This window comes from Enterococcus sp. S53, from assembly GCF_016516865.1.
GTDB lineage: Bacteria > Bacillota > Bacilli > Lactobacillales > Enterococcaceae > Enterococcus_D > Enterococcus_D innesii.
Genome location: NZ_JACVUH010000004.1, coordinates 175,662 through 197,058, shown reverse-complemented (window position 1 = coordinate 197,058; position 21,397 = coordinate 175,662). Strand labels below are relative to the sequence as shown.

Annotated in this window: 18 protein-coding genes; 11 read left to right on the top strand and 7 right to left on the bottom strand. The window is 43.7% G+C overall.

Annotation, left to right across the window (positions count from 1 at the left end; translation table 11 throughout):
- Positions 1–271 precede the first annotated feature (271 nt).
- The 5 genes from IAE45_RS19280 (at position 272) to rny (ending at position 6,218) form a co-directional block, all read left to right on the top strand.
- Positions 272–1,174, top strand: a complete 903-nt coding sequence (locus IAE45_RS19280; protein ID WP_200125744.1) for a helix-turn-helix domain-containing protein — start codon at positions 272–274, stop codon at positions 1,172–1,174.
- A gap of 132 nt (positions 1,175–1,306) precedes the next feature.
- Complete coding sequence (gene pgsA, locus IAE45_RS07845) at positions 1,307–1,888, top strand: CDP-diacylglycerol--glycerol-3-phosphate 3-phosphatidyltransferase (RefSeq protein WP_005232894.1); 582 nt, start codon at positions 1,307–1,309, stop codon at positions 1,886–1,888.
- 127 nt (positions 1,889–2,015) lie between these two features.
- Positions 2,016–3,254, top strand: a complete 1,239-nt coding sequence (locus IAE45_RS07840; RefSeq protein WP_200125743.1) for a competence/damage-inducible protein A — start codon at positions 2,016–2,018, stop codon at positions 3,252–3,254.
- 102 nt (positions 3,255–3,356) lie between these two features.
- Complete coding sequence (gene recA / locus IAE45_RS07835) at positions 3,357–4,400, top strand: recombinase RecA (protein ID WP_077453209.1); 1,044 nt, start codon at positions 3,357–3,359, stop codon at positions 4,398–4,400.
- A 243-nt stretch (positions 4,401–4,643) separates the two neighbouring features.
- Positions 4,644–6,218, top strand: a complete 1,575-nt coding sequence (gene rny / locus IAE45_RS07830; RefSeq protein ID WP_005232891.1) for a ribonuclease Y — start codon at positions 4,644–4,646, stop codon at positions 6,216–6,218.
- A 299-nt stretch (positions 6,219–6,517) separates the two neighbouring features.
- Here the strand turns inward: rny and treR are convergent, their stop codons facing one another.
- From treR to IAE45_RS07815, 3 genes are read right to left on the bottom strand one after another with little or no spacing between them, the layout of a single operon-like run.
- A complete protein-coding gene (gene treR / locus IAE45_RS07825; protein ID WP_005226457.1) occupies positions 6,518–7,234 on the bottom strand; it encodes a trehalose operon repressor in 717 nt (238 codons plus the stop codon).
- 54 nt (positions 7,235–7,288) lie between these two features.
- The gene (pgmB, locus tag IAE45_RS07820; protein ID WP_005232889.1) at positions 7,289–7,939 is read right to left on the bottom strand and encodes a beta-phosphoglucomutase; all 651 of its coding nucleotides are present in this window, start codon (positions 7,937–7,939) and stop codon (positions 7,289–7,291) included.
- Between the two features lie 14 nt (positions 7,940–7,953).
- Positions 7,954–10,581, bottom strand: coding sequence for a glycoside hydrolase family 65 protein (locus IAE45_RS07815; RefSeq protein WP_200125741.1), 2,628 nt, complete (start codon positions 10,579–10,581; stop codon positions 7,954–7,956).
- Between the two features lie 335 nt (positions 10,582–10,916).
- Between IAE45_RS07815 and treP the strand changes: the two genes are divergently transcribed.
- Positions 10,917–12,917 carry a PTS system trehalose-specific EIIBC component gene (gene treP, locus IAE45_RS07810; protein ID WP_200125739.1) on the top strand — a complete coding sequence of 667 codons (2,001 nt, stop codon included), beginning with the start codon at positions 10,917–10,919 and terminating at the stop codon, positions 12,915–12,917.
- 121 nt (positions 12,918–13,038) lie between these two features.
- Here treP and IAE45_RS07805 read toward each other — a convergent pair whose 3' ends face one another.
- Positions 13,039–14,412, bottom strand: a complete 1,374-nt coding sequence (locus IAE45_RS07805; protein ID WP_200125731.1) for an MFS transporter — start codon at positions 14,410–14,412, stop codon at positions 13,039–13,041.
- A 258-nt stretch (positions 14,413–14,670) separates the two neighbouring features.
- Between IAE45_RS07805 and IAE45_RS07800 the strand changes: the two genes are divergently transcribed.
- The gene (locus IAE45_RS07800; protein ID WP_200125729.1) at positions 14,671–15,156 is read left to right on the top strand and encodes a DUF2798 domain-containing protein; all 486 of its coding nucleotides are present in this window, start codon (positions 14,671–14,673) and stop codon (positions 15,154–15,156) included.
- Between the two features lie 292 nt (positions 15,157–15,448).
- Here IAE45_RS07800 and IAE45_RS07795 read toward each other — a convergent pair whose 3' ends face one another.
- From IAE45_RS07795 to IAE45_RS07785, 3 genes are read right to left on the bottom strand one after another with little or no spacing between them, the layout of a single operon-like run.
- Entirely contained in the window at positions 15,449–15,613 is a 165-nt protein-coding gene (locus IAE45_RS07795) for a hypothetical protein (RefSeq protein ID WP_200125727.1), read from the bottom strand.
- Complete coding sequence (locus IAE45_RS07790; RefSeq protein WP_200125725.1) at positions 15,610–16,200, bottom strand: DUF1700 domain-containing protein; 591 nt, start codon at positions 16,198–16,200, stop codon at positions 15,610–15,612. Before IAE45_RS07790 ends, IAE45_RS07795 begins: the two co-directional genes overlap by 4 nt.
- Entirely contained in the window at positions 16,187–16,513 is a 327-nt protein-coding gene (locus tag IAE45_RS07785) for a PadR family transcriptional regulator (RefSeq protein ID WP_005232883.1), read from the bottom strand. Before IAE45_RS07785 ends, IAE45_RS07790 begins: the two co-directional genes overlap by 14 nt.
- Positions 16,514–16,832: 319 nt before the next feature.
- Between IAE45_RS07785 and IAE45_RS07780 the strand changes: the two genes are divergently transcribed.
- The 4 genes from IAE45_RS07780 to IAE45_RS07765 all read left to right on the top strand — a co-directional run bounded on the left by IAE45_RS07780 (position 16,833) and on the right by IAE45_RS07765 (position 21,382).
- Positions 16,833–17,447 (top strand): TetR/AcrR family transcriptional regulator, encoded by a 615-nt coding sequence (locus tag IAE45_RS07780; protein WP_200125723.1) that lies wholly within the window; start codon positions 16,833–16,835, stop codon positions 17,445–17,447.
- A gap of 345 nt (positions 17,448–17,792) precedes the next feature.
- On the top strand, positions 17,793–19,814 hold the full coding sequence (gene pulA / locus IAE45_RS07775) for a type I pullulanase (protein WP_200125721.1): 2,022 nt from the start codon (positions 17,793–17,795) through the stop codon (positions 19,812–19,814).
- A gap of 117 nt (positions 19,815–19,931) precedes the next feature.
- Entirely contained in the window at positions 19,932–20,939 is a 1,008-nt protein-coding gene (locus IAE45_RS07770; RefSeq protein ID WP_200125719.1) for a LacI family DNA-binding transcriptional regulator, read from the top strand.
- Between the two features lie 155 nt (positions 20,940–21,094).
- Positions 21,095–21,382, top strand: a complete 288-nt coding sequence (locus tag IAE45_RS07765; protein ID WP_195265630.1) for a PTS cellbiose transporter subunit IIB — start codon at positions 21,095–21,097, stop codon at positions 21,380–21,382.
- The last annotated feature ends 15 nt before the right edge of the window (positions 21,383–21,397 follow it).

Here is a 21,397-nt window from a genome sequence, read left to right as displayed (position 1 = left end):
TAGGCTATCCTCAGACTTTTTCTTTTATGGTATTCTTTAATTATTGGAGCAAAATCTTTTTTTGTTTTTTTGCAAAAAATCACGGAAAAAATGTTATATTTAGTAGACGGCGTGTCCAAGTGGAAATCGGCGCGACGGAACTTTTTTATTGACGTATACAGGGAACCCCTGTTTTAAAATGATAGAGCAGCTTTGCTGACCTTACGACAAGCAGCGCAGCGATTTTAGGGCTTTTTTTAAAGATGAATAAAAGACTGGAGTAGATGATCGAGTGGCCAACGAAACAACGATTGGAGCAAAATTACGGCAAGCCCGTTTAGATAAAAACATTTCATTGATTGAATTACAACAAATGACAAAGATCCAAAAACGCTATTTAGAAGCAATTGAAGCGGAGCGTTTTGATCAATTGCCAGGTACTTTTTATGTTCGCGCGTTTATTCGCCAATATGCAGCAGCAGTTGGAGAAGACGGCGACAAATTGGTGGCCGTTTTTGATGGCAAAGAGACGTTAGATGCCCCCTTACCAAAAAGACCGCAGCCTGAAACCGTCAGCGGCTCGCGAAAAGCACAGCACGTAGAAGAAAAAAGCGGCTCCTTTGTCGTCCGCTATTTGCCGATGATTTTATTAGGTCTGGTTGCCATTACGATCGTGAGTATCGTAGGCTACATGGCTTGGCAAGACCGGAACACGACGCCGATGATCCAAGGGAGTTCTTCTCTCGTGGTAGAAAATTCAGCGTCTACAGCTTCCACTACGTCAAGTACGGAAGAAACCAGTACTTCGAGTGAAGCGACAGAGTCCTCAAGTACGACGGAATCCAGCGAAGCGAAAATGACGATGACTGCCAGTGATTCGACGCAATCGTCGATCACGATCACGATGAAAGATGCGGAAAACCCTATTGAATTGGCATTTACTGGGCTAGATGCTTCTTGTTGGGTCGGTGTACAAGTCGACAACGCTTATGTGTACCAATACACTGTTCAAGCGGGGGAAACGCAATCGATGACGCTGCCAGAAGGCGCCACGAATGCAACTTTGACCCTGGGAGCAAGCCAAAATATCTCCATCAAGGCCAATGGACAGGAAGTGGACTTTTCTGATCCACAATTTGAATTGTTACAAAAGACGGTCCGTCTCGTGATTGAATACCAAGACGATGCGGCATAAATCTGACAAATGCGCTTTATTGAGGTATCATTAGCTAAAAAGTTATTTGTTGCATCCGACCATTGAAAAGCAGAAGTAGTGGCATGATTTGCCGTTATTTCGTACAATAGTCGGCAGAGAGGAGTCTATTTCGTGAATTTACCCAATCAATTAACTGTATTACGGATCATTATGATCCCCATCTTTATTTTGGTCTTGGTTTTGCCGATCGATCTTGGCACGATGACCGTTGGTACGACACAATTAGAAAACACGCACCTTATTGCAGCGATCCTTTTTGCGGCAGCCAGCATTACAGACTGGCTAGATGGCAAGATCGCTCGTTCCAGAGGCCTTGTTACCAACTTCGGGAAGTTTGCTGACCCGTTAGCAGATAAAATGCTCGTCATGACGGCTTTTATCATGCTGGTCGAATTAGACAAAGCCCCAGGCTGGGTAGTTTCGATCATCGTTTGCCGTGAGTTGGCAGTGACAGGTTTACGCTTGTTGTTAGTGGAACAAAGCGGGGAAGTCATGGCTGCTGCGTGGCCGGGGAAAATCAAAACCGCGACACAAATGGTTGCGATCATTTTCTTGTTCTTGAACAACATTCCCTTTTCAATGATCGGTTTACCTGTCGATCAAATCATGTTGTATCTATGCTTGATCTTCACGATCTATTCCGGGGTCGATTATTTCATAAAAAATACGAATGTTTTTAAAGATTCTATGTAAAAGTTCTAGATCTAGATAAAGAAGCGATAAAAACAAGGATACAAGTCACGAAAGTTCAGAAGTTTTCTGGACTTTTTTTGTCAATATGAAAGACTTTTACGTATCTGATAAATGAAGGAGTAAAAGAATGAAAGCAGAAATTATTGCAGTCGGGACCGAATTACTTTTAGGACAGGTGGTGAATACGAACGCGACCTTCTTGTCAGAAGAACTGGCAAGTCTAGGGATCGATGTTTTTTATCATAGTGTTGTCGGGGACAACCCCAATCGCTTAGAGGAATTGCTGACGATCGCCGACAAACGCAGCGACTTGATCGTGCTGTGCGGCGGCTTAGGGCCCACCGACGATGACTTGACGAAACAAGTCACTGCCCGCCATGTGGGACAGGAATTAGTTCGAGATGAACCAGGTTATCACCAATTGAAAGCCTTCTTTGAAAACAGTCAACGGAGGATGACGGAAAACAATTTGCGGCAGACCTTAGTCTTCAAAGACGGTGTGTCTTTGCCAAATCCCAATGGACTAGCGATCGGGATCTTTTATCAGACAGCTGCTACCAGTTATTTGCTGCTGCCAGGACCACCAAGTGAACTGCAGGCGATGTTTCTTACCCACGCAAAACCACTTCTCTTAGAGCAGTTTCCCCAAGAAGAAGTCTTGCTTTCTCGCGTTTTGCGCTATTACGGGATCGGGGAATCGGCGTTGGTCACAGAATTGGCCGATTTGATCGAGAATCAAGTCAATCCCACCATCGCCCCTTATGCCAAACCCAATGAGGTCACGTTGCGTCTGACGGTCAAAACCGCAGACGAGGCGCAAGGGATCAAACAATTGGATGCATTAGAAGAAACCGTCCAAGCACGGGTCGGTGCGTATTTCTATGGATATGGGGAACAAAATTCGCTGGCAGAAACAGTCGTCGAGCTACTGATCGAGAAAAAGAAAACCGTCACCGCATCGGAAAGTTTGACCGCTGGTTTGTTCCAAGCGACCCTAGGAGGGATTCCTGGCGTCTCTGAGGTGTTTCCCGGTGGGTTCGTGACATATTCTGCTGGAACAAAAAGCAAGCTCTTAGGCATCGATCCAGCGCTTTTAGAAAGCTATGGGACTGTTAGTCAGGAATGTGCGGAAGCAATGGCCGTCTATGCCCGCAAACAAGCAGAGACCGATTATGCGGTGGCGTTTACTGGTGTTGCTGGTCCAGACGAACTAGAAGGCCAGCCCAAAGGCACTGTTTGGATCGCCTTAGCTTCTGACAAAGGCGTCTCGAGCCAGCTGTATCATTTCAACCGCGACCGCGCCTATATTCGGCATAGTGCTGTCATGGCAGGCTTAAATCAAATACGTAAGGAATTATTAAATTAATGCGAATGTTTGTTCGTTTTTTCTTGCAATTTCCCTTCAGAAGGACTATTATTATCTTATGAACGACACACGAAAGTGATGAATATAAGGAGGATTATCCGTTTGGCAGATGATCGTAAAGCAGCCTTAGATGCTGCACTAAAGAAGATTGAAAAGAACTATGGTAAAGGTGCCATCATGAAGCTTGGCGAAAAAGTTGATCAACAAATTTCAACGATCCCAAGTGGTTCATTGGCCTTGGATGTTGCATTAGGTGTAGGTGGTTACCCACGAGGACGGATCGTAGAAGTTTACGGCCCAGAAAGTTCTGGTAAAACGACAGTTGCTTTACATGCCATTGCGGAAGTCCAAAAAAATGGCGGAACAGCAGCATTTATCGATGCCGAACATGCGTTAGATCCTCAGTATGCGCAAAAATTAGGCGTAAATATCGATGATCTTTTGTTATCACAACCAGATACAGGGGAACAAGGATTAGAGATCGCTGACGCCTTAGTTTCAAGTGGTGCAGTTGATATCGTGGTTATTGACTCGGTAGCAGCTTTAGTCCCACGGGCGGAGATCGATGGTGAAATGGGTGATACCCACGTTGGTTTGCAAGCTCGTTTGATGTCACAAGCATTACGGAAACTTTCTGGTTCCATCAACAAAACGAAAACGATCGCGATCTTTATCAACCAAATTCGCGAAAAAGTTGGGATCATGTTTGGGAATCCAGAAACGACACCTGGTGGACGTGCGTTGAAATTCTATTCAACCATCCGTTTGGAAGTACGTCGTGCTGAGCAATTGAAATCCGGTACAGATATCATCGGGAACCGCACGAAGATCAAAGTAGTCAAAAACAAAGTAGCGCCACCATTTAAAGTAGCAGAAGTCGACATGATGTATGGTCAAGGGATTTCCCAAGAAGGCGAACTGCTGGATATGGCCGTGGAACAAGATATCGTCGATAAAAGCGGTGCGTGGTATGCCTATAAAGGGGATCGTATCGGTCAAGGTCGTGAAAACGCCAAAAACTACATGCGTGAACACCAAGAAATGATGCTAGAAGTTTCTGCTCGCGTCCGCGATGCTTACGGGATTGGAACAGGAGAGACCGTAACTCTTGAGGAAGCGCAAGAAGAATTACCATTAGACGAATAAGTCTTGAAAAAGCCAAACAACCTCGTTGTTTGGCTTTTTTGTGGCTTTTTGCTAGATTCGTCCATTGTTGAAAAAACATCCGTAAAAAGGAAGGGTTGCGAAAGTTTACTTTATTATTTAAAGTTGACACTCTTGTGTTCAAACATTAGAATAAACGTATGTGGATTTCCACATAAGAAGTAGCGAATTGATAATTTTGTTATCCTTTGTTAATCAAAATTACAAAATATTTAAAAAGATAGTATGGAGGTGGATTCATTGGAACTACTTTACATTCTCCTCGCTATCATCGGTTTAATTGTCGGTCTTGGATTAGGAGTTTATGTGACGAAATCTCGTCATGAGAAAGAAATCAACGGCGCCCAAAATTCTGCAGCTGGAATTATCGAAAGCGCTAAGAAAGAAGCAGAAACTCTTAAAAAAGAAGCATTGTTAGAAGCTAAGGAAGAAAATCAGAAGTATCGGTCAGAGATTGAAAGTGAGTTGAAAGAAAGCAAACTTGATTTAAAATCACAAGAAAATCGTTTACTCCAAAGAGAACAAGTACTTGATCGTAAGGACGATTCTTTGGAAAAACGAGAACGCTCACTTGAAGATAAAGAAGGCAGACTTAGTGAGAAACAACAATTAATTGACGAGCGAGAAAAAGAAGTAGAAAACTTAATCGATGGACAACAGAAAGAATTAGAGCGCATCGCCGCGCTGTCTAGAGATGAAGCAAAAGAGTTGATCATGAAATCAACGGAAGAGGAATTGAACCATGAATTAACGATCATGGTCAAAGAATCTGAGCAGCGTGCGAAGGAAGAAGCAGATCGAAAAGCAAAAAATCTCTTGTCCCTAGCAATCCAACGTTGTGCCGCAGACCAAGTGTCTGAAACCACGGTATCGGTCGTATCATTACCAAATGATGAGATGAAAGGTCGAATCATCGGAAGAGAAGGTCGGAACATTCGGACCCTTGAAACCTTGACAGGGATCGATTTGATCATCGATGACACGCCAGAAGCAGTCGTCTTATCAGGATTTGATCCGATTCGCCGTGAAATTGCTCGTATGACCCTTGAAAAACTGATTCAAGACGGCCGGATCCATCCAGCTCGAATTGAAGAAATGGTCGAAAAATCTCGGAAAGAAATGGATGAGCATATTCGTGAATATGGGGAACAAGCAGCCTTTGAAGTCGGTGCTCACACCCTTCATCCAGACTTGATCAAGATTTTAGGTCGTTTGCGTTTCCGTACCAGCTACGGACAAAACGTCTTGAACCACTCGATCGAAGTCGCAAAACTAACCGGTGTTCTTGCCGCAGAATTAGGCGAAGATATTCAGTTAGCCAAACGTGCCGGACTCTTGCATGATATCGGGAAAGCCCTTGACCATGAAATCGAAGGCTCTCACGTTGAGATCGGGGCTGAGTTAGCTGCCAAATACAAAGAAAATGGTGTGGTGATCAATGCGATCGCTTCTCACCATGGAGATGTTGAAGCAACATCGGTTATCTCTGTTTTAGTTGCAGCCGCAGATGCCTTGTCAGCAGCCCGTCCAGGTGCCCGCAGCGAATCATTGGAAAATTATATTCGCCGCTTGCAAAACCTAGAAAATATCGCCAACGGCTTCAAAGGGGTCGATTCCAGTTTTGCCGTCCAAGCCGGACGTGAAGTCCGTGTAATGGTCAAACCAGAAGAGATTTCTGATTTGGATGCTGTACGATTGGTTCGCGACATCCGCAAGAAGATCGAAGATGATTTGGATTACCCAGGTCATATCAAAGTAACCGTTATTCGCGAGACCCGCGCAACGGATTACGCCAAATAGCAAGCAAAAGCAGTATCCTCTCAGAGGATACTGCTTTTTTGTGTGGCTGATTGTCAATAAGGACGACTGAGTTGTTAAAAATCAACTGTGCTTCATCAGTCCCATAAATGATCGCGCCTTTTTTATTCGTCGGCAACAGAACAACGAGCAAGTAAAAGGATGAATCGTTAGCGACAGAGGCGAAAAGAGGGAGGATCGATCCCAGCATCATCGAGTGGGGGGCTATTGAAAGACAAAACAGACCCAGACTTCTTGGTGAAGTCTAGGTCTGTTTCATCTTTTTCACGTCTATACGTCCATCAAATCTTGCGCCGACGGGCGAAGTCCACAAAGCGGAATTTATCCAGTCGGTGGATCGATTCGGTATATTCAAAACAGCGCGTGTCTTCTAGGTACACGAGGCTGCGAACCGTAACGACATGCTGATCTTCAGGACGCAGATCCATTAGATCCCGCAATTCTTTGTTGACGGGGTCAACAGTGATTTCTTTTTGTGCATAAGCGATCTCAAGGCCAAGATCATTTTCAAAGTAATCAAAAATCGATACTTTCGCTCGGTTTTCTGGCAACTCTTCGATGATAGAAGCATCAAGGTAGTCTTTGTCCAAAATCACCACTTCTCCATCGATTCTCCGCTGACGGATCAGTTTCCATGCCTCAGAAGCGACAGGCCAACCAGTGGTCTCGTGCAGCTTTGGCGACACGGCGATCTTACGGATCTCGACAACCTTTGTTTCACTAGGAATACGTTGGGTATCTTGCAGCTCACGAAAACTCGTCAAGCCGGAAATCGGGAAATCAAAGCGATTCAAGTCTAAAACGATCGAACCTTTCCCTTGTTTCTTTTGGATATAACCAGCATCCCGCAATAAATTCAATGCCTTACGGACAGTCTCGCGGGAGACACCATAAGTTTTGATCAATTGGTTTTCGCTAGGCAGCAAAGAATGCGGAGGGTATTCGTTTGCTAGAATTTTTTGTTCTAAATCTAAAAATATCTCTTTGAACTTGTTCATCGGATTGCCCCCTCTTTGGCTATTATAGCGAGGCCAATTTGGAAATGCAATCGGCTATTTCGCCAAAAGCTCGTCAATGTTTAGGTCCGTCAATTTTTCAACGATCACATCTGCACCGTGTAGTTCTTCTCCTGAATAAACGCCTACCGCATACATACCAGCAGCTTTGATGCCGTCGATCCCTGCTTGAGCATCTTCAAAGCCAACTGCTTCTGCCGGTTCAATGCCTAGTGCCAGCGCTGCTTGGATAAAGATTTCTGGATCTGGTTTGCCTTTTTTCAAGGTTGCTGGGTCAACGATCGTATCAAAGTCTTGCATGACACCTAGTTTGTCTAAAATAAACGGCGCATTCTTGGACGCCGAAGCGATGGCACAAGGAATATTTTTTGCTTTGGCTTCATCAAGGAACGTCTTTACCCCCGGCAATAGATCATCAGGAGTCAAGCTTTGTAATAATTGTACATAGTGGGTATTTTTCTTCGTCGCTAAGGCTTCTTTTTCGACTTCTGTGTAGGCATCATTTTTATTGCCTAGTGTTAAGATTCGCTCTAAAGAGTCCATGCGGCTAATGCCTTTTAACTGCTCGTTGAATTTCAAATCGATCTCGATCCCGATCTCCGCAGCTAATTCTTTCCATGCAATGTAGTGGTATTTAGCTGTATCTGTGATAACGCCGTCTAAATCAAAAACAAAACCTTTTTTCATGTGTAACACTCCTTTTAGTAAGTAATCATTGCTTCTTTGTTTGCTTCTAACGAAACTTGTTGCCCATTCACTAAGATCGTGACTGGCTGATCAGCAGTGATCGTCAATGTTTCATGTGTAACATTCATTGCAAAGTGGGTGCCGCGAACTTCTAGCTGGAAGGCTAAGCTGTCCCAGGCTTTTGGCAAGTTCGGTGTGATCTGCAACTGCTCTTCTCGAATATCGATCCCAGCAAAAGTGGTTAACGGAATAAACAACGTAGCGGCCATGACACCGGCGTGAATGCCTTCTGCCGTAGTACCGCCTTGGATATCACGGTAATCAGAAGAGAGGGCTTCTTGGTATAACGACCAAGCCAATTCCTGATCATCCACCATTGCCGCTAACTGAGCATGAACGATCCGCGACAAAGTCGAGCCGTGGGAGGTGCGAGCCAAATAATAATGGAGATTTTTTTCAATATAGTCTGTTGGCAGTTGGTAAGAAAGATCCGCCAAAATTTGATTGACTTGCTCTTTTGAGAAATTGTAGAAAATCATCAGACTATCGGCTTGTTTCGCGACTTTGTAGCTGTCAGCACTCTTACCTTCAGCGTTCAAGATGCGGTCCATCCGATAGATGTTGCCATATTTTTCTTTGTAATGGGCCCAATCCAGATCTTCCAACTGGAAGTACCCTTCAAACTGTGCGATGATACCTTCTTGATCGATCTCTAAGCCTAATTTGGTACGAATATCTGCCATAGCAGCAATATCCGCTGGGGTTAAAGCCGTTTTCTCCAATACTGCTTGGAAGCTCTCTGCTGATAGTTGTTGTTGGAGGTTCTCGATCTCTTCAAACAACCATACTACCATCATATTGGTATAGGCGTTGTTTTTCAAGCCACCTTGTTCACTATTTGGGTAGCTTTCATGAAATTCATCTGGTCCCATGACTTTATCGATAAAGTAACGTTGAGTAGCATCATCCCAGGTGGCAGCACTTTGCCAGAAATGGGCGACTTCTAACATCAATTCTAACCCATATTGTTCCATGAAGACCCGATCTTGCGTGTTGTGCCAGTATTGCCAAATGTTATAAGCGATCGCTAAGGAGACGTGGCGCTGCAAGCGACTGTGGTCTTCTTTCCATTCGCCGCTGATAGGGTTCAAATGCAGTTCTTGGGATTGCTCACTGCCATCCAATCCGGATTGCCATGGGAACATGGCGCCTTGGTAGCCGGCTTTTTGGGCGTCTTTTTTGGCAGCAGCTAAGCGGCGGTAGCGATACAGCAAAATTTCTTTGGCGGTGTCAGGAAAATGTAGAATGTAAAACGGTAAGATAAACAGTTCATCCCAGAAAATATGACCGCGATAGGCTTCACCATGTAGGCCACGGGCAGTGATACTGGCATCTAGGGACTCCTGATAAGCATTCGGTGCTGCGGAGACCAGCAGATGATACGTATGCAGATTCAGCATTTTTTGTGACATCAAGTCACCAGTGACTTCGATGGCCGCTTTCGCCCATAATTCAGCCCAGGCTTGTTTTGAGGCGGTATACATCGTCGCAAAATCAGGTAATGCTAAGGAAGAAAATGTAAATGCCGGTTGCGGCTCTTCTTGGCGATAAGCGGCAACAGTGACTGATTTTTCGACCCGATAAGTTTGGCCTTCCGTCACCTCAAGGGCTACTTGCTGACGGACGAGCTGGTCGTTTGTTTCAGCGTGCAGCTCAGCCAATGGCAGGTCCTGTGAAAACAGTTCAGAGGATTGGACAACGGTAATCTGTGATTGGTTAGTGGTGACCACTAAATGCGCTTTGTTTTGTTCAGCTGCTGCCTCTTTCACGGTCAAATGCTGGTTGGTTAAGCTACGGTAACGAGCGACGTTATAGTTATAAACCGATCCGTCGGCTTCACTGACGAAGGTAACGGTGCCAGAAAAGTTCAGTGGGGTAAACTGATAGACCAAGCTGTATTGGTGAACATCTTGCATATTGGCGATTTTCTTCGTTTCGATTCGCAGACGCTTTTGTTTTTTGGTTTCAATTTCTGCCACTGATTGGAACAAGCCGGTCTTCAGATCCAATGTCCGTTTAAAGGAAAGGAGCTGATTGTTGGCGATGTCGATCACTTCATCATCGATCTTCACGTACATTTTTTGCAGATTCGGTGCATTGACGAAGTCTTCATTGCTGATGGTATGACCCGAAACATCCGATTCTACCGTATTGTAAAGACTTGCTAAATACAGCCCTGGATAGTTCGCTTCACAAATGGTCATCTCAGGCGTTGTACCTCGCAGCCCTAGATAGCCGTTGCCGACGGTTAAAAGTGACTCCACCGAGTATTCATCTTTACCAGGGGTGTAGCCATAGTATTCGAGGCTCCAAGGAATTTCAGCACTTTTTTCTTCATACTGTTCTTTCGTGGTGCAAACAAAGGGACGATTCAATTTTTCTGTCAACCATTGGTCCAGTGAAAAAGTCCCTTCTTCATTCGTAAACACCAGCGATTCAGAGACGATCCCGCCACCTTCCATTTGCTGCAGCTGCGCGGTCAGTGCGGCAACTCGTTCACTGTCTGTCCCAGAAAACGGATAGGTCGTACCGGTTTGATCCGTTAATAGCCATTCTTCCTTAGACAATATAATCGTATTCACAGTAGTTGTCCTCCTTTAAACTTGTCTATACATGCAAGATGATTATAACGTAAGTTGTAAGCTATTTCAATTTATCTCACCTGTTTTTTTATTCTTTTTTGTCAAATAAACAGTAAATAAAGTTATTGGCAATATTATTTTATATTAATCAAATATTTTGAAAAACGTTTATTTATCAAGGTTTTAATACGGTTCCTTTTTTAATTACTTGTATTGTTTGTAGAAAAAGTGAAAAAATTGGTTTGAAACGCTTGCAATATCAAAACTATCAAGTTATGATTAGTGCGTAATTAAAACATATATATACAAGTGGATATGAAAGGGGTTTATTAATTATGGGAAAGTATCGTGATGATGCTGAGAAGCTGCTGGAATATGTTGGCGGCAAAGAAAATATCGCCGCAGTAACACATTGCGCGACACGGATGCGTTTTGTTTTGAACGATCAGTCAAAAGCAAACGAAAAGGCAATTGAAGAAATTCCAAGTGTCAAAGGGATGTTTACCAATGCGGGACAATTCCAAGTCATTATCGGCAATGATGTCTCAACGTTTTACAATGACTTCAGTGCAGTCTCAGGAATTGAAGGGGTTTCAAAGGATGAAGGAAAAGCGATAGCGAAGAAAAATCAAAATCCGTTCCAACGGGCGATCGCTGTTTTGGCCGAGATCTTCACACCGATTATTCCAGCAATTATTGTAGGGGGACTTATTTTAGGGTTCCGAAATGTATTAGGTGAAATTGATTTTGGTAATGGAACGATCGTTTCAAATTCTGTTTTTTGGAATGGCGTCAACGATTTCTTATGGTTGCCGGGAGAAGCGATTTTCCACTTCCTACCAGTGGGAATCACTTGGAGTATCACGCGTAAGATGGGAACGACACAAATCTTAGGAATCATTTTAGGGATCACATTGGTTTCTCCTCAGCTACTGAATGCCTATGCGGTTGCAACAACGGCACCTGGCGATATTCCATTCTGGGATTTCGGGTTTGCCCAAATCGATAAGATCGGTTACCAAGCGCAAGTCATTCCTGCCATGTTAGCCGGATTTATGTTGGCGTATCTGGAGATCTTCTTTAGAAAATATATTCCAGAAGCTGTGTCAATGATTTTTGTGCCGCTATTCTCACTGTTGCCAACGATTTTTGCAGCCCATGTGATTTTAGGGCCAATCGGTTGGTGGTTAGGGGATATTATTTCAAACTTTGTAAATACAGGATTGACTTCTTCTGTTAGCTGGTTATTCAGTCTTCTCTTTGGAGCCTTTTATGCACCATTAGTAATCACCGGCTTGCATCATATGACTAATGCGATCGATATGCAGTTGATTTCTTCTTTCGGTACGACCAATCTATGGCCGATGATCGCTCTATCAAACATCGCGCAAGGTTCAGCTGTTTTAGCTGTAATCTTCTTGCATCGCGGGAACGAAAAAGAAGAGCAAGTTTCTATTCCAGCAACGATCTCTTGTTACTTAGGGGTTACAGAACCTGCTATGTTCGGGATCAACTTGAAATATGTCTATCCATTTGTTGCTGCAATGGTGGGTTCAGGTCTAGCGGGGATGTTCAATAACTTGATGGGCGTACGTGCCAATGCCATTGGTGTGGGTGGTCTGCCAGGAATTTTAGCGATCAACGGAACAGAAGGTGGCGGTTGGTTAGCCTTTGGTATCGCGATGCTGATTGCGATCGTGGTTCCTTTCATCTTGACGATTGTATTCCGCCGTCAAGGGATCTTTAATAAGATCGATCCAGCAACGCCAGCAACGGACGCTGGGTACGCATCTGGGTTAGCAACAGCTGGTGCTGGAGCTAATGGAGCTGCTGCATCGGTTGAACCAATGACTTCAACTGGAACTACTGCAACTGCGACAGAAGAAACCCTTTATGCCCCAGCTGATGGGAAAGTAGTTGCCATCACTGAAGTTTCTGATCCTGTCTTTTCTCAAAAAATGATGGGTGACGGCTTTGCTGTTCAGCCAACGAACGGAACGGTTTATGCTCCTGTTGCAGGTACGATCTCTAGCATTTTTGAAACAAAGCATGCAATCGGGATTTTAACGCCTGGTGGCGCGGAAGTTCTTGTTCATATGGGCTTAGATACTGTGGAATTAAAAGGTGCGCCATTTGAGGTCCTTGTTTCTGAAGGTGATACGGTCACACCAGAAACGAAGCTTGCAGTGATGGATCTAGATGCCGTTACCGCAGCTGGCAAACAGACCGATGTCTTGACGGTCATCACGAATGCCGAAAAAGTGCGTCAGCTTTCATTGACGACTACAGGCACAGTGACAGCCAAAACAGCGGTTGGTTCCGCTGAATTAAACTAAAAAAATAATCCGTTTCCGAGAGCGCCCTTTGACTAAGAAGGGGGATCGGAAGCGGATTTTTTTATGGCCGCCCTCAAGGGAGAGCGGCTTTTTTCTTGGTTTTCAATGGATAAAGCCGCAGTTAGCTGACGGCTTTTTTGTCGGTGCTTTTGCGGAAGTAGTTGATCGTTAATAGGAAAGTCAGTAAGACTAAGGCCCACAAAAAGAATAAGGCGATTTGAGAGCCGATGACCGTCCCTTGGGTGTAATCGGTCGCCGCATTTTGTGCCAAATTGATAATGGTCGCCACCACAGCCGTCGCCACTGCACCAGAAAATTGCTGCAGCGTATTAAAGATCGCATTACCGTCCGCGTACATCGCAGGAGTCAGCTTGTTTAAGCCGGTGGTCATCATATTGCTGTAGGCTAAGCCGATCCCGATCATGTAAAAGACATGTCCAGCAACTAGGCTCCAAATGAAAGGCGAACGCAAAACGAGGGCTAAGGCAAGCCAACCGATGGCAATCAATGTCAAACCAGACAGGATCGGTTTTTTCGGTCCAACTTTATCCAGCAACCGACCAGAGATCGGCGCAAGGATCGCACCGATCGCCGCCCCAGGAAGCATAACTAATCCTGCAGTAAAAGCATCTTTTCCCAAGACGAGTTGGACAAAGTTCGGCAAGACAAAGGAAATGCCCAGTAAAAGGAATTGACAAACAAGAAAGCCAAACAGAAACAAACTAAAGCTGCGGTTTTTCAAAACAGCCAAACGAATCAATGGGTTCGAGCCTTTTGAGCGTTGATAAAACAAGCCAGCACCAATGAAACCGAAAAGCAGCGGCAGTAGACTCGCTAAGGTGCCTACTTGATTCAAGAACAATAAGAAGCCGCTGAACATCAAGACGATTCCTAATACACTCAGTAAATCAAGGGAAGTGTCTTTTTCCCCAGCCGTCTTAGGGATCGAGTAAAGGCCGAGCACTAGGGAGATCAGTAAGACTGGGATCAAGAAAAGAAAGATCGCATTCCAAGACCAATGGGCGGTCAATAAGCCCCCATATGTCGGTCCGATCGCTGGAGCGATGGAAGTGGTCAAATTCCCTAAGCCGATTGCCGCTCCCCGTTTTTCAAAGGGGGAGTAAGTCAAAATGATGTGGAACATCAAAGGCAGTGCGATCCCTGTGCTGGCACCTTGGAAAAAGCGGCCAATCAGCAAAATGGCAAACGTCGGCGATAAAAAGTCGATCACCAAGCCAACAAGGAAGAAGGCGTTGGCAGCTAGAAACAAGGTTCTCAATGAGAAGCGTTTCAAAAGGTAGGTCGATATTGGGACAATGATGGAGATGACCAGTAAGTAGATGGTCGTCACCCATTGCACATCGGATGTTGAAAGCGTAAATTGATCGATCAATGTCGGAAACGTTACATTCATAGCTGTTTCAATCAGCACGCCTGCAAATGACATCAATCCGGTTGCGAGGATCGCCCCCACGAGTTTTTTGTTGTTTTCCATATTCTCACCTCTAAAAATTCGCAAAAAAAGAGACCGTTTCTATTCTCATAGAAACCGCCTCTCTCTCGACAAGCGAACCCGCTTGTTATCTGTACGATTTAATCTATCGCTATTCTACTGACTTCATAAGAAAGTGTCAAGAGAAGTGGATAAAAAAATAGCAAAAAACTTTTTTGAAAGTTTTCAAACTTTTACTTACACGAAAAATTTTCTTCTGCTAGAATAGTCGAGTACGAAAAAGAGAAAGGAAGTTGTTACATGCCCATCAACAAAAAAGAAAGTTTGATCTATACGATACTTATGTGTATTTTCATGGTGTATTTTATGAGTGTTTATAACCTCATGTTTCAAGTCGGTGTTTCTGCATTGGCATTCCAATTGGCGTGGAATGAATTGCCATTAGCCCTTTGTGTCGCCTTTATTTTGGATTGGTTCATTGTTTCTGGTCCGGCAAAAGGTTTGGCGTTTCGATTTTTGGACCATCAATCAGCTACTTGGAAAAAAATCGGTTTGATTTCTTCATTGATGATCGCCGGCATGGTGATCTGTATGTCACTTTTTGGTGCGTTGATGCACCCAAACCCTGATCACTCGGTGTTCGTCAATTGGCTAAGCAACATTGGGAAAAATGTGATCGTCGCATTGCCATTGCAATTGTTTATTGCAGGCCCAATCGTTCGCCGGGTGTTTCGCGCCTTGTTTCCTATTGGCACTGTGCAAGAACAGCCAGCACTAGGGGAATAATCGATCATTAGAAAAAACGTGCTGCAGACAGGCTCTGCCAAGGTTAGCTAAAATAGCTGGCTTGGCGATAACTGGACTTGCGGCACGTTTTTTTGCTTTTATAGACAGCAAAAAAACCCATAGGATGGTATGGGTTTTTCTGGTTACCCTATGAAATAGGATACAGGATGTACCTATATAGTAATATGGTGAGATCAAAAAGGAAAGTTCAATTTTTTCATCAAAACATGAAATTGTTGAAAATCGATTGTTTTTATGACGAAAAAATCAACTTATAATTATTTTCCGTCTGTTAGTCCGTATAGAAACCAACGAGTTGATACCAGCGGCGATGCTCAATATGGTACGCATCAGGTGAGTACCCTGACATTGAAAAACCGATAAAGGTGATGACCAGTCCGATAATAATAAACAACAGACTGAGAAAAACGAAAAAGCGCTTATTGATTTTGATCATAGGACTGCCTTCTTTCGATAGTTTTGAACAAATGATTTCGGCCAAACGACAAGGGAGTGGGTAAGGCGTGAAAAAGGTCGGCTCATACTAAAAGTGGCGATCAGGCAAAGCAGCCCTAAACCAAATAAGAAAATCCCCACACCTAACTGACTTAAAAAGAGATAGAAACCATCCGCCATCAGCATGGGACTTAAGACAACGCTGGCGATCCCACCAATAAACGTAGTGACACCAATCATGCCAGTTGTGAAAGGCACACACCAGATGATTATTAAAAAGCTTAGGATCAGCAATGCGGCACTTAACAATAAGCTGCCCCACAATGGGAAGCCTAGCAATAAGATCAAAAGCAAAAAGGGATGAAAGCGGCGAGGAATCTCTACTACGACCTCTTCCGTTTCGGTGACTGCTTGGATCAGTTCTTTTGGGGAGCCAAGGCGTGCCACGGCTTCTTCTTCGGTGTATCCTTCTTCCATCAAATCTTCGATCATCTCGTCATAATAGTTGATCAGCTGATGAATCTCGCTAGGTCTGACTTTTTCAGATAATTCTGCAGCCAATGCCTTGATAAAATCAACTCTGTTCATCTAATGTTCCTCCTTTAATAAATCGCTGGATCAATGTCAATTGGGGCCAGTCGTTGGTTAAAAAATCGTCGATCCGCTGTTTGCCAAGTTTGGTCAAGCGGTAGTATTTTCGGGTCCGCCCTTGATGGCTTTTATTATAAGTCTCAACCGCTCGGCTGGCCTCTAAGCGCTTCAAGATAGGATAGAGCGTTGATTCTGAGATTGGCAGTAAAGGAGATATGTTTTTGACTAATTCATAGCCATAAGAGTCACCATGCTGCAAATAGGCCAAAACACAAATTTCCAATAATCCTTTTTTTAATTGGGCATCCAAAGGCTCTCCTCCTGTTCATACTCATACTATACATTACATAGTATTATTCCACAAGCAGCACCAGTCAAAATCAGCCTTAAGTCTGAGCACCATAAGACAACAAGAGCTTCTTTGACAAAATGGTCAAAAATAAAAAATAAAATTAAGAAAATCGGCAGAAAGTATAGGTTAACGTGCTCTTTTTTGTTAAAGTAGAAGTATAAAGATTACTTTCAGTAAGAAAATGGGCGTTGGTTGTGTTTCTAAAAGCTGCAAGTAGTCAAAATGAATGAGACGAACGTCAGCAAGAATTGGTGACGTCCAGAAAGGAAGGGGTATTATGAGAAAAGCAACGATTACGAAAAAATATTTGATCAATTGCTTAAAAAAATATCTGGTGGAGTATCTTTATCGACCACTCACTGTCCGCGACATTGCTAATTACGCACGAACATCGACTCAACCGATCTATTTGAATTTTTCAAACATGCAAAATTATAAACAGGCGATGGTCGATGATGTGTTTCGCGATATTCATGAAGCAAAAAAAGAGTCAGTGGCGACTTTAGATCCTTTATACAGTTTTTGGCATGACTATTACGTGTTCGCCAGTCGCAATCGGGCCCTCTTTTTTGCATTATTTTTAAATGATATTGGTTGTGGTCCTTACATAAAAGAGCGTTCTTTTGCATATTTTCAAGAAGCAATTGCTGAATCAGCTGTTTTTCAATGTGCGCAAGAAAACGATCTGAGGAAATACCATGAAGAAGCCTTGATTTTTTTTAGTGGGTTGGTATTGCTGTTTATTCGTGAAGGAAATACTCAAGATAACGCTGATTTTTTGAAAGAGACACAAAATTATTGGCAGCGAGTCCTTCATGAACCAGTTGGTTTTTATCAAGATGATCTACCTAAAACATTACTTGAATCAGGTCTAGCTGTAAGTGATCAATAGATAGCGTGAAAGAGAGGAAAAGATTTCTGAATATTGTGACAGCTATCGTTGCCATTATTGATTTCCTATTTTTCAAAAATCCCCATCGGAGCAGTGATCTTAAAGATTAGAAGCAATAGCTACTCTTTAAGAGCCGTTCAACGAGTGGGGGTTTTTCTTTTGATAAAAATAGGCGGGAGTCGTTCAGCAAAATAAGAAAAGGTCTTGTCTGTAGTGTTAAGGCTTATTTTTTAGGCCGAAGAAGAGGCGGCTTATTGTTGGCAATTTTCAAGAAATATGAGAAGGTAGAAATAGCAGAAAAGTAACTGGGTTTTATAGTTAGCAACGTTGAATGGAGGAATTTTGATGGGACAAAACACGCAGTATGGAGAAAAAAAGATTGCGATCGATCGCAGGATCGGTTTTTTAGAAGAACATACGTATCACGGGAATGATCTTGGTGTGACTTTTCAAGGACAGCAAACCACGTTCAAATGCTGGTCACCAGAGGCAGAGGCCGTTTCAGTATTGCTTTATCAAAGCGGTGTCGCTGGGTCTGACGATCGTCTGCTGACACTGCCAATGGTTCAAGAAGACAACTGTTGGCAAATCACGACGGAAGAAAACGTCAAGGAGCTGTTTTATACCTTTGAGTTTCAACGAGATGGGCAGAAAATCGAAGCGGTGGATCTTTATGCCAAGGCAGTAGGGATCAACGGAAACCGCGGTGCGATCATTGATTTAAAGGAAACAGATCCTGAAGGTTGGCAGGAAAGTCACGGCGTCGGTCAGCAGTCGATCACAGATGCCTATATTTGGGAATTACATGTCGAAGATTTCAGTGGTGCCGAAAACAGCGGGATTTCACCAGAAAATCGCGGGAAATATTTAGCCTTTACTGAAAAAAAGACCCATCTGATAGGGGATGAAAGTCAACCAACTGGTATGGCTTATTTAAAAGAGCTGGGGATCAATTATGTTCATCTACTGCCGATCTTCGATTTTGACAATGATGAAACTTCGTCTGCCTACAACTGGGGCTATGATCCGAAAAATTACAATGTCCCTGAAGGACGATACGCTTCTGATCCTAGTGATCCCAAGACACGGATTCGTGAATGCAAGCAAATGATCCAATCGCTGCACGAAGAAGCCATCGGCGTTGTGATGGATGTGGTCTTTAATCACACTGCGATCACAGAAGAATCATGGTTTAATTTGACGGTGCCTGATTATTACTACCGCCAAGATGATGCGGGGAATTTTGCGGACGGTTCTGCTTGCGGCAATGAAGTGGCTTCTGAACGGAAAATGATGCGCAAATTTATCATTGATTCAGTTTTATATTGGGCGCAAGAATACAAAATCGACGGCTTTCGTTTTGATTTGATGGGCTTGATCGATGTGGAAACCATGAACCAGTTGCGGCAACGCCTAGATGATGCTGGCTTCAGCCATGTGATTTTATACGGCGAGCCATGGGATGCCGGCAGCAATCAAATCATTCAGCCGAATATCCCAGCCAATAAAAGCAATGTTTGGGCACTGTCAGAAGGCGTTGCGGTTTTTAGCAATGATTTAAGAGACAGTATCAAAGGCGATGTCTTTGAAGAAACAGACGGCGCGTTTATTCAAGGAATGAATGGTCAACCGCAAGTCAAGCAAACCTTTTATGCGGCAAATTTAGCAACGGCGATTCAAGGAAATACGAAAGTTGCTGGGCAAGAAGGCGCCGAGCGCTGGGCAAAATCGCCCCGCCAAGTGATCGCCTATGCGTCAGTCCATGATAATTTGACTCTATGGGACAAACTGGTGGCAACCATGCAGGCTTCAGCGAAGGAAAGAAATTATGAGTTTGATCCTGAGCTTTTAGCCCGCAACAAACTAGCAGCAGCCATTTTGTTTACCAGCCAAGGAGCAGTGCTGACCCAAGCAGGGGAAGAATTTGGCCGTACCAAAGAAGGCGATGAAAATTCCTTCCGTTCGCCACTGGCAGTCAATCAGCTGGATTGGTCACGTGCCAAAACCTTCAAAGAGTTGCGCGAGCTTTATCGGGGCTTGTGGGCATTGCGGCAGTCCTATGCACCATTGAGAGATGCCACGACCCAAACGGCTGAAAGCATGGTCTTTTATGAGACAAAGGATGAAAATCGCTTGGCGTATCAAGTACCCAATCGTGACAAACAGCATCCATGGCGTTCCTTGTTCGTTTTACTCAACAGCACGGAAGAAAGCTGGTCCTTTGACTTACCGACGACAACAGAAAATGCTTCTTGGCACATCATTGCTGACCCCAAAGGAGCTGGGATCGCTTCTCGCGGCGTAGCAGCGTCAGGGATAACCCTCGACCCATTGTCCTTCTGCATTTTGGCGGAACAAAGTAACTAATCAAAGTAGAAGCTAAAACAAACTAAAAATTTTAGTTTGTTTTAGCTTTTTTGGTAGTAAAAAAACAATTCTTTTGCTATACTTTTAACAGAATGAGAAGCAGAAAGCGGTGAGCAAATGAAAGTTGTGATCTCTGATATTGCCCGAAAAGCTGGTGTTTCCAGCGGAACTGTCTCTAATGCGATCAACAATCGTAAGGGGATCAGTGAACAAAAACGGCAAGCGATCTTGAAGATCGCTCGTGAGATGGGGTATTTTGATCAGCGAGAAATTAAAAAAACGGAAAGCCAAAAAATCAAATTTGTCGTAATGAACAAACAAGGAAATGTCGTAGGAGATACGCCTTTCTTTTCTGAATTGATCCGAGGAATCGAAATGGAGTGCAGTACGTTAGGCTATGAACTGGTCATTTCCCATATCACACTGGCACCAGAGGAAGACCCGATCGAAAAGATCCGCCCAGAACTAGTAGATGGTTTGCTATTGTTAGGAACGGAATTGGAAAAACAAGATTTAGCAGTCTTTCGCCATTTGGAAGTACCGTTAGTGATTTTAGATACGGTATTTAATTCGCAGGACTTTGATTTTGTCGCTATCAATAATCGTGACAGCGCCTATGAGATCGTTGAAAAGATGATCGAAAAAGGCCACCGAGACATTGGCATCATCAACTCAACCTTTCAAATCAACAATTTCCGTGAACGCAAGCAAGGGTTTATTCAAGCGATCCAAGAGCATGATCTGATCCATTATGAAGAGACGGAAGCCTTAGTAGAACCTACCCTGGAGGGCTCATACCAAGATATGAAGGTCTATTTGGAATCCCTGCGTGCCGATCAGCGACCGTTACCAAGCGCCTTTTTTGCGGTCAATGACAATATCGCCATCGGTGCCATGAAAGCCATTCGCGAAGTGTTTCCCGATCATCCGTTGACCATCGTTGGGTTCGATGATATTCCTTTGGCGGAATTTTGCAACCCACCGCTGACCACCGTCAAAGTAGATAAAGTGTACCTTGGTCGCCAAGCCGTGCGACGCTTGATTGAGAAAATCACCAGTGAAGATGAAAACCATCTGAAAATGCTGGTCGCCACGACGATCGTCGAACGCGAAAGCATCAAATAAGAAAAAAATAAGAAGAAGGACAAAACGTTTAGCAAGCGTTTTGTCCTTTTTAGTTATTTAACAAAAATATTTATCTAAAACTATTGCAAAATATTTAGCTTGTGCTATATTTAAGGTGTAAAAAGTAAGGGATTACATTTTAAGGAAGTGAATAGATGACACAGATCGGTCTCTTTTGTGCCACTGGGCTCTCCAGCGCACTGCTCGTCAAAGCGCTCAAAGAACAACTAGCGGATGATCAGCATTACCAAGTGAATTCCGCGCCTTTTTCAGAAATATTTATGGTGGGGAATGACTATGATTTTTTGATTTTAGCTCCTCAAACCCGCTTCAATCAAGCGAAAGTCGCCGCAGCCTTTCCTGATAAAAAAATCGTTTTACTGACGGATGAGGAATTTCTGAGCAGAAATGTAGCACGAATCGTCGAAGAAATAAAAATTTAGCTAAATATACTAAAA

Bases quoted from the DNA above. Each gene is read 5' to 3' on its own strand.
- IAE45_RS07780 (WP_200125723.1), top strand. From the start codon at position 16,833: ATGAGAAAAGCAACGATTACGAAAAAATATTTGATCAATTGCTTAAAA.
- treR (WP_005226457.1), bottom strand. From the start codon at position 7,234: ATGAACAAGTTCAAAGAGATATTTTTAGATTTAGAACAAAAAATTCTA.
- treP (WP_200125739.1), top strand. From the start codon at position 10,917: ATGGGAAAGTATCGTGATGATGCTGAGAAGCTGCTGGAATATGTTGGC.
- rny (WP_005232891.1), top strand. From the start codon at position 4,644: ATGGAGGTGGATTCATTGGAACTACTTTACATTCTCCTCGCTATCATC.
- IAE45_RS07770 (WP_200125719.1), top strand. From the start codon at position 19,932: ATGAAAGTTGTGATCTCTGATATTGCCCGAAAAGCTGGTGTTTCCAGC.
- IAE45_RS07840 (WP_200125743.1), top strand. From the start codon at position 2,016: ATGAAAGCAGAAATTATTGCAGTCGGGACCGAATTACTTTTAGGACAG.
- pulA (WP_200125721.1), top strand. From the start codon at position 17,793: ATGGGACAAAACACGCAGTATGGAGAAAAAAAGATTGCGATCGATCGC.
- IAE45_RS07805 (WP_200125731.1), bottom strand. From the start codon at position 14,412: ATGGAAAACAACAAAAAACTCGTGGGGGCGATCCTCGCAACCGGATTG.
- pgmB (WP_005232889.1), bottom strand. From the start codon at position 7,939: ATGAAAAAAGGTTTTGTTTTTGATTTAGACGGCGTTATCACAGATACA.
- IAE45_RS07765 (WP_195265630.1), top strand. From the start codon at position 21,095: ATGACACAGATCGGTCTCTTTTGTGCCACTGGGCTCTCCAGCGCACTG.
- IAE45_RS07800 (WP_200125729.1), top strand. From the start codon at position 14,671: ATGCCCATCAACAAAAAAGAAAGTTTGATCTATACGATACTTATGTGT.
- IAE45_RS07795 (WP_200125727.1), bottom strand. From the start codon at position 15,613: ATGATCAAAATCAATAAGCGCTTTTTCGTTTTTCTCAGTCTGTTGTTT.
- IAE45_RS07790 (WP_200125725.1), bottom strand. From the start codon at position 16,200: ATGAACAGAGTTGATTTTATCAAGGCATTGGCTGCAGAATTATCTGAA.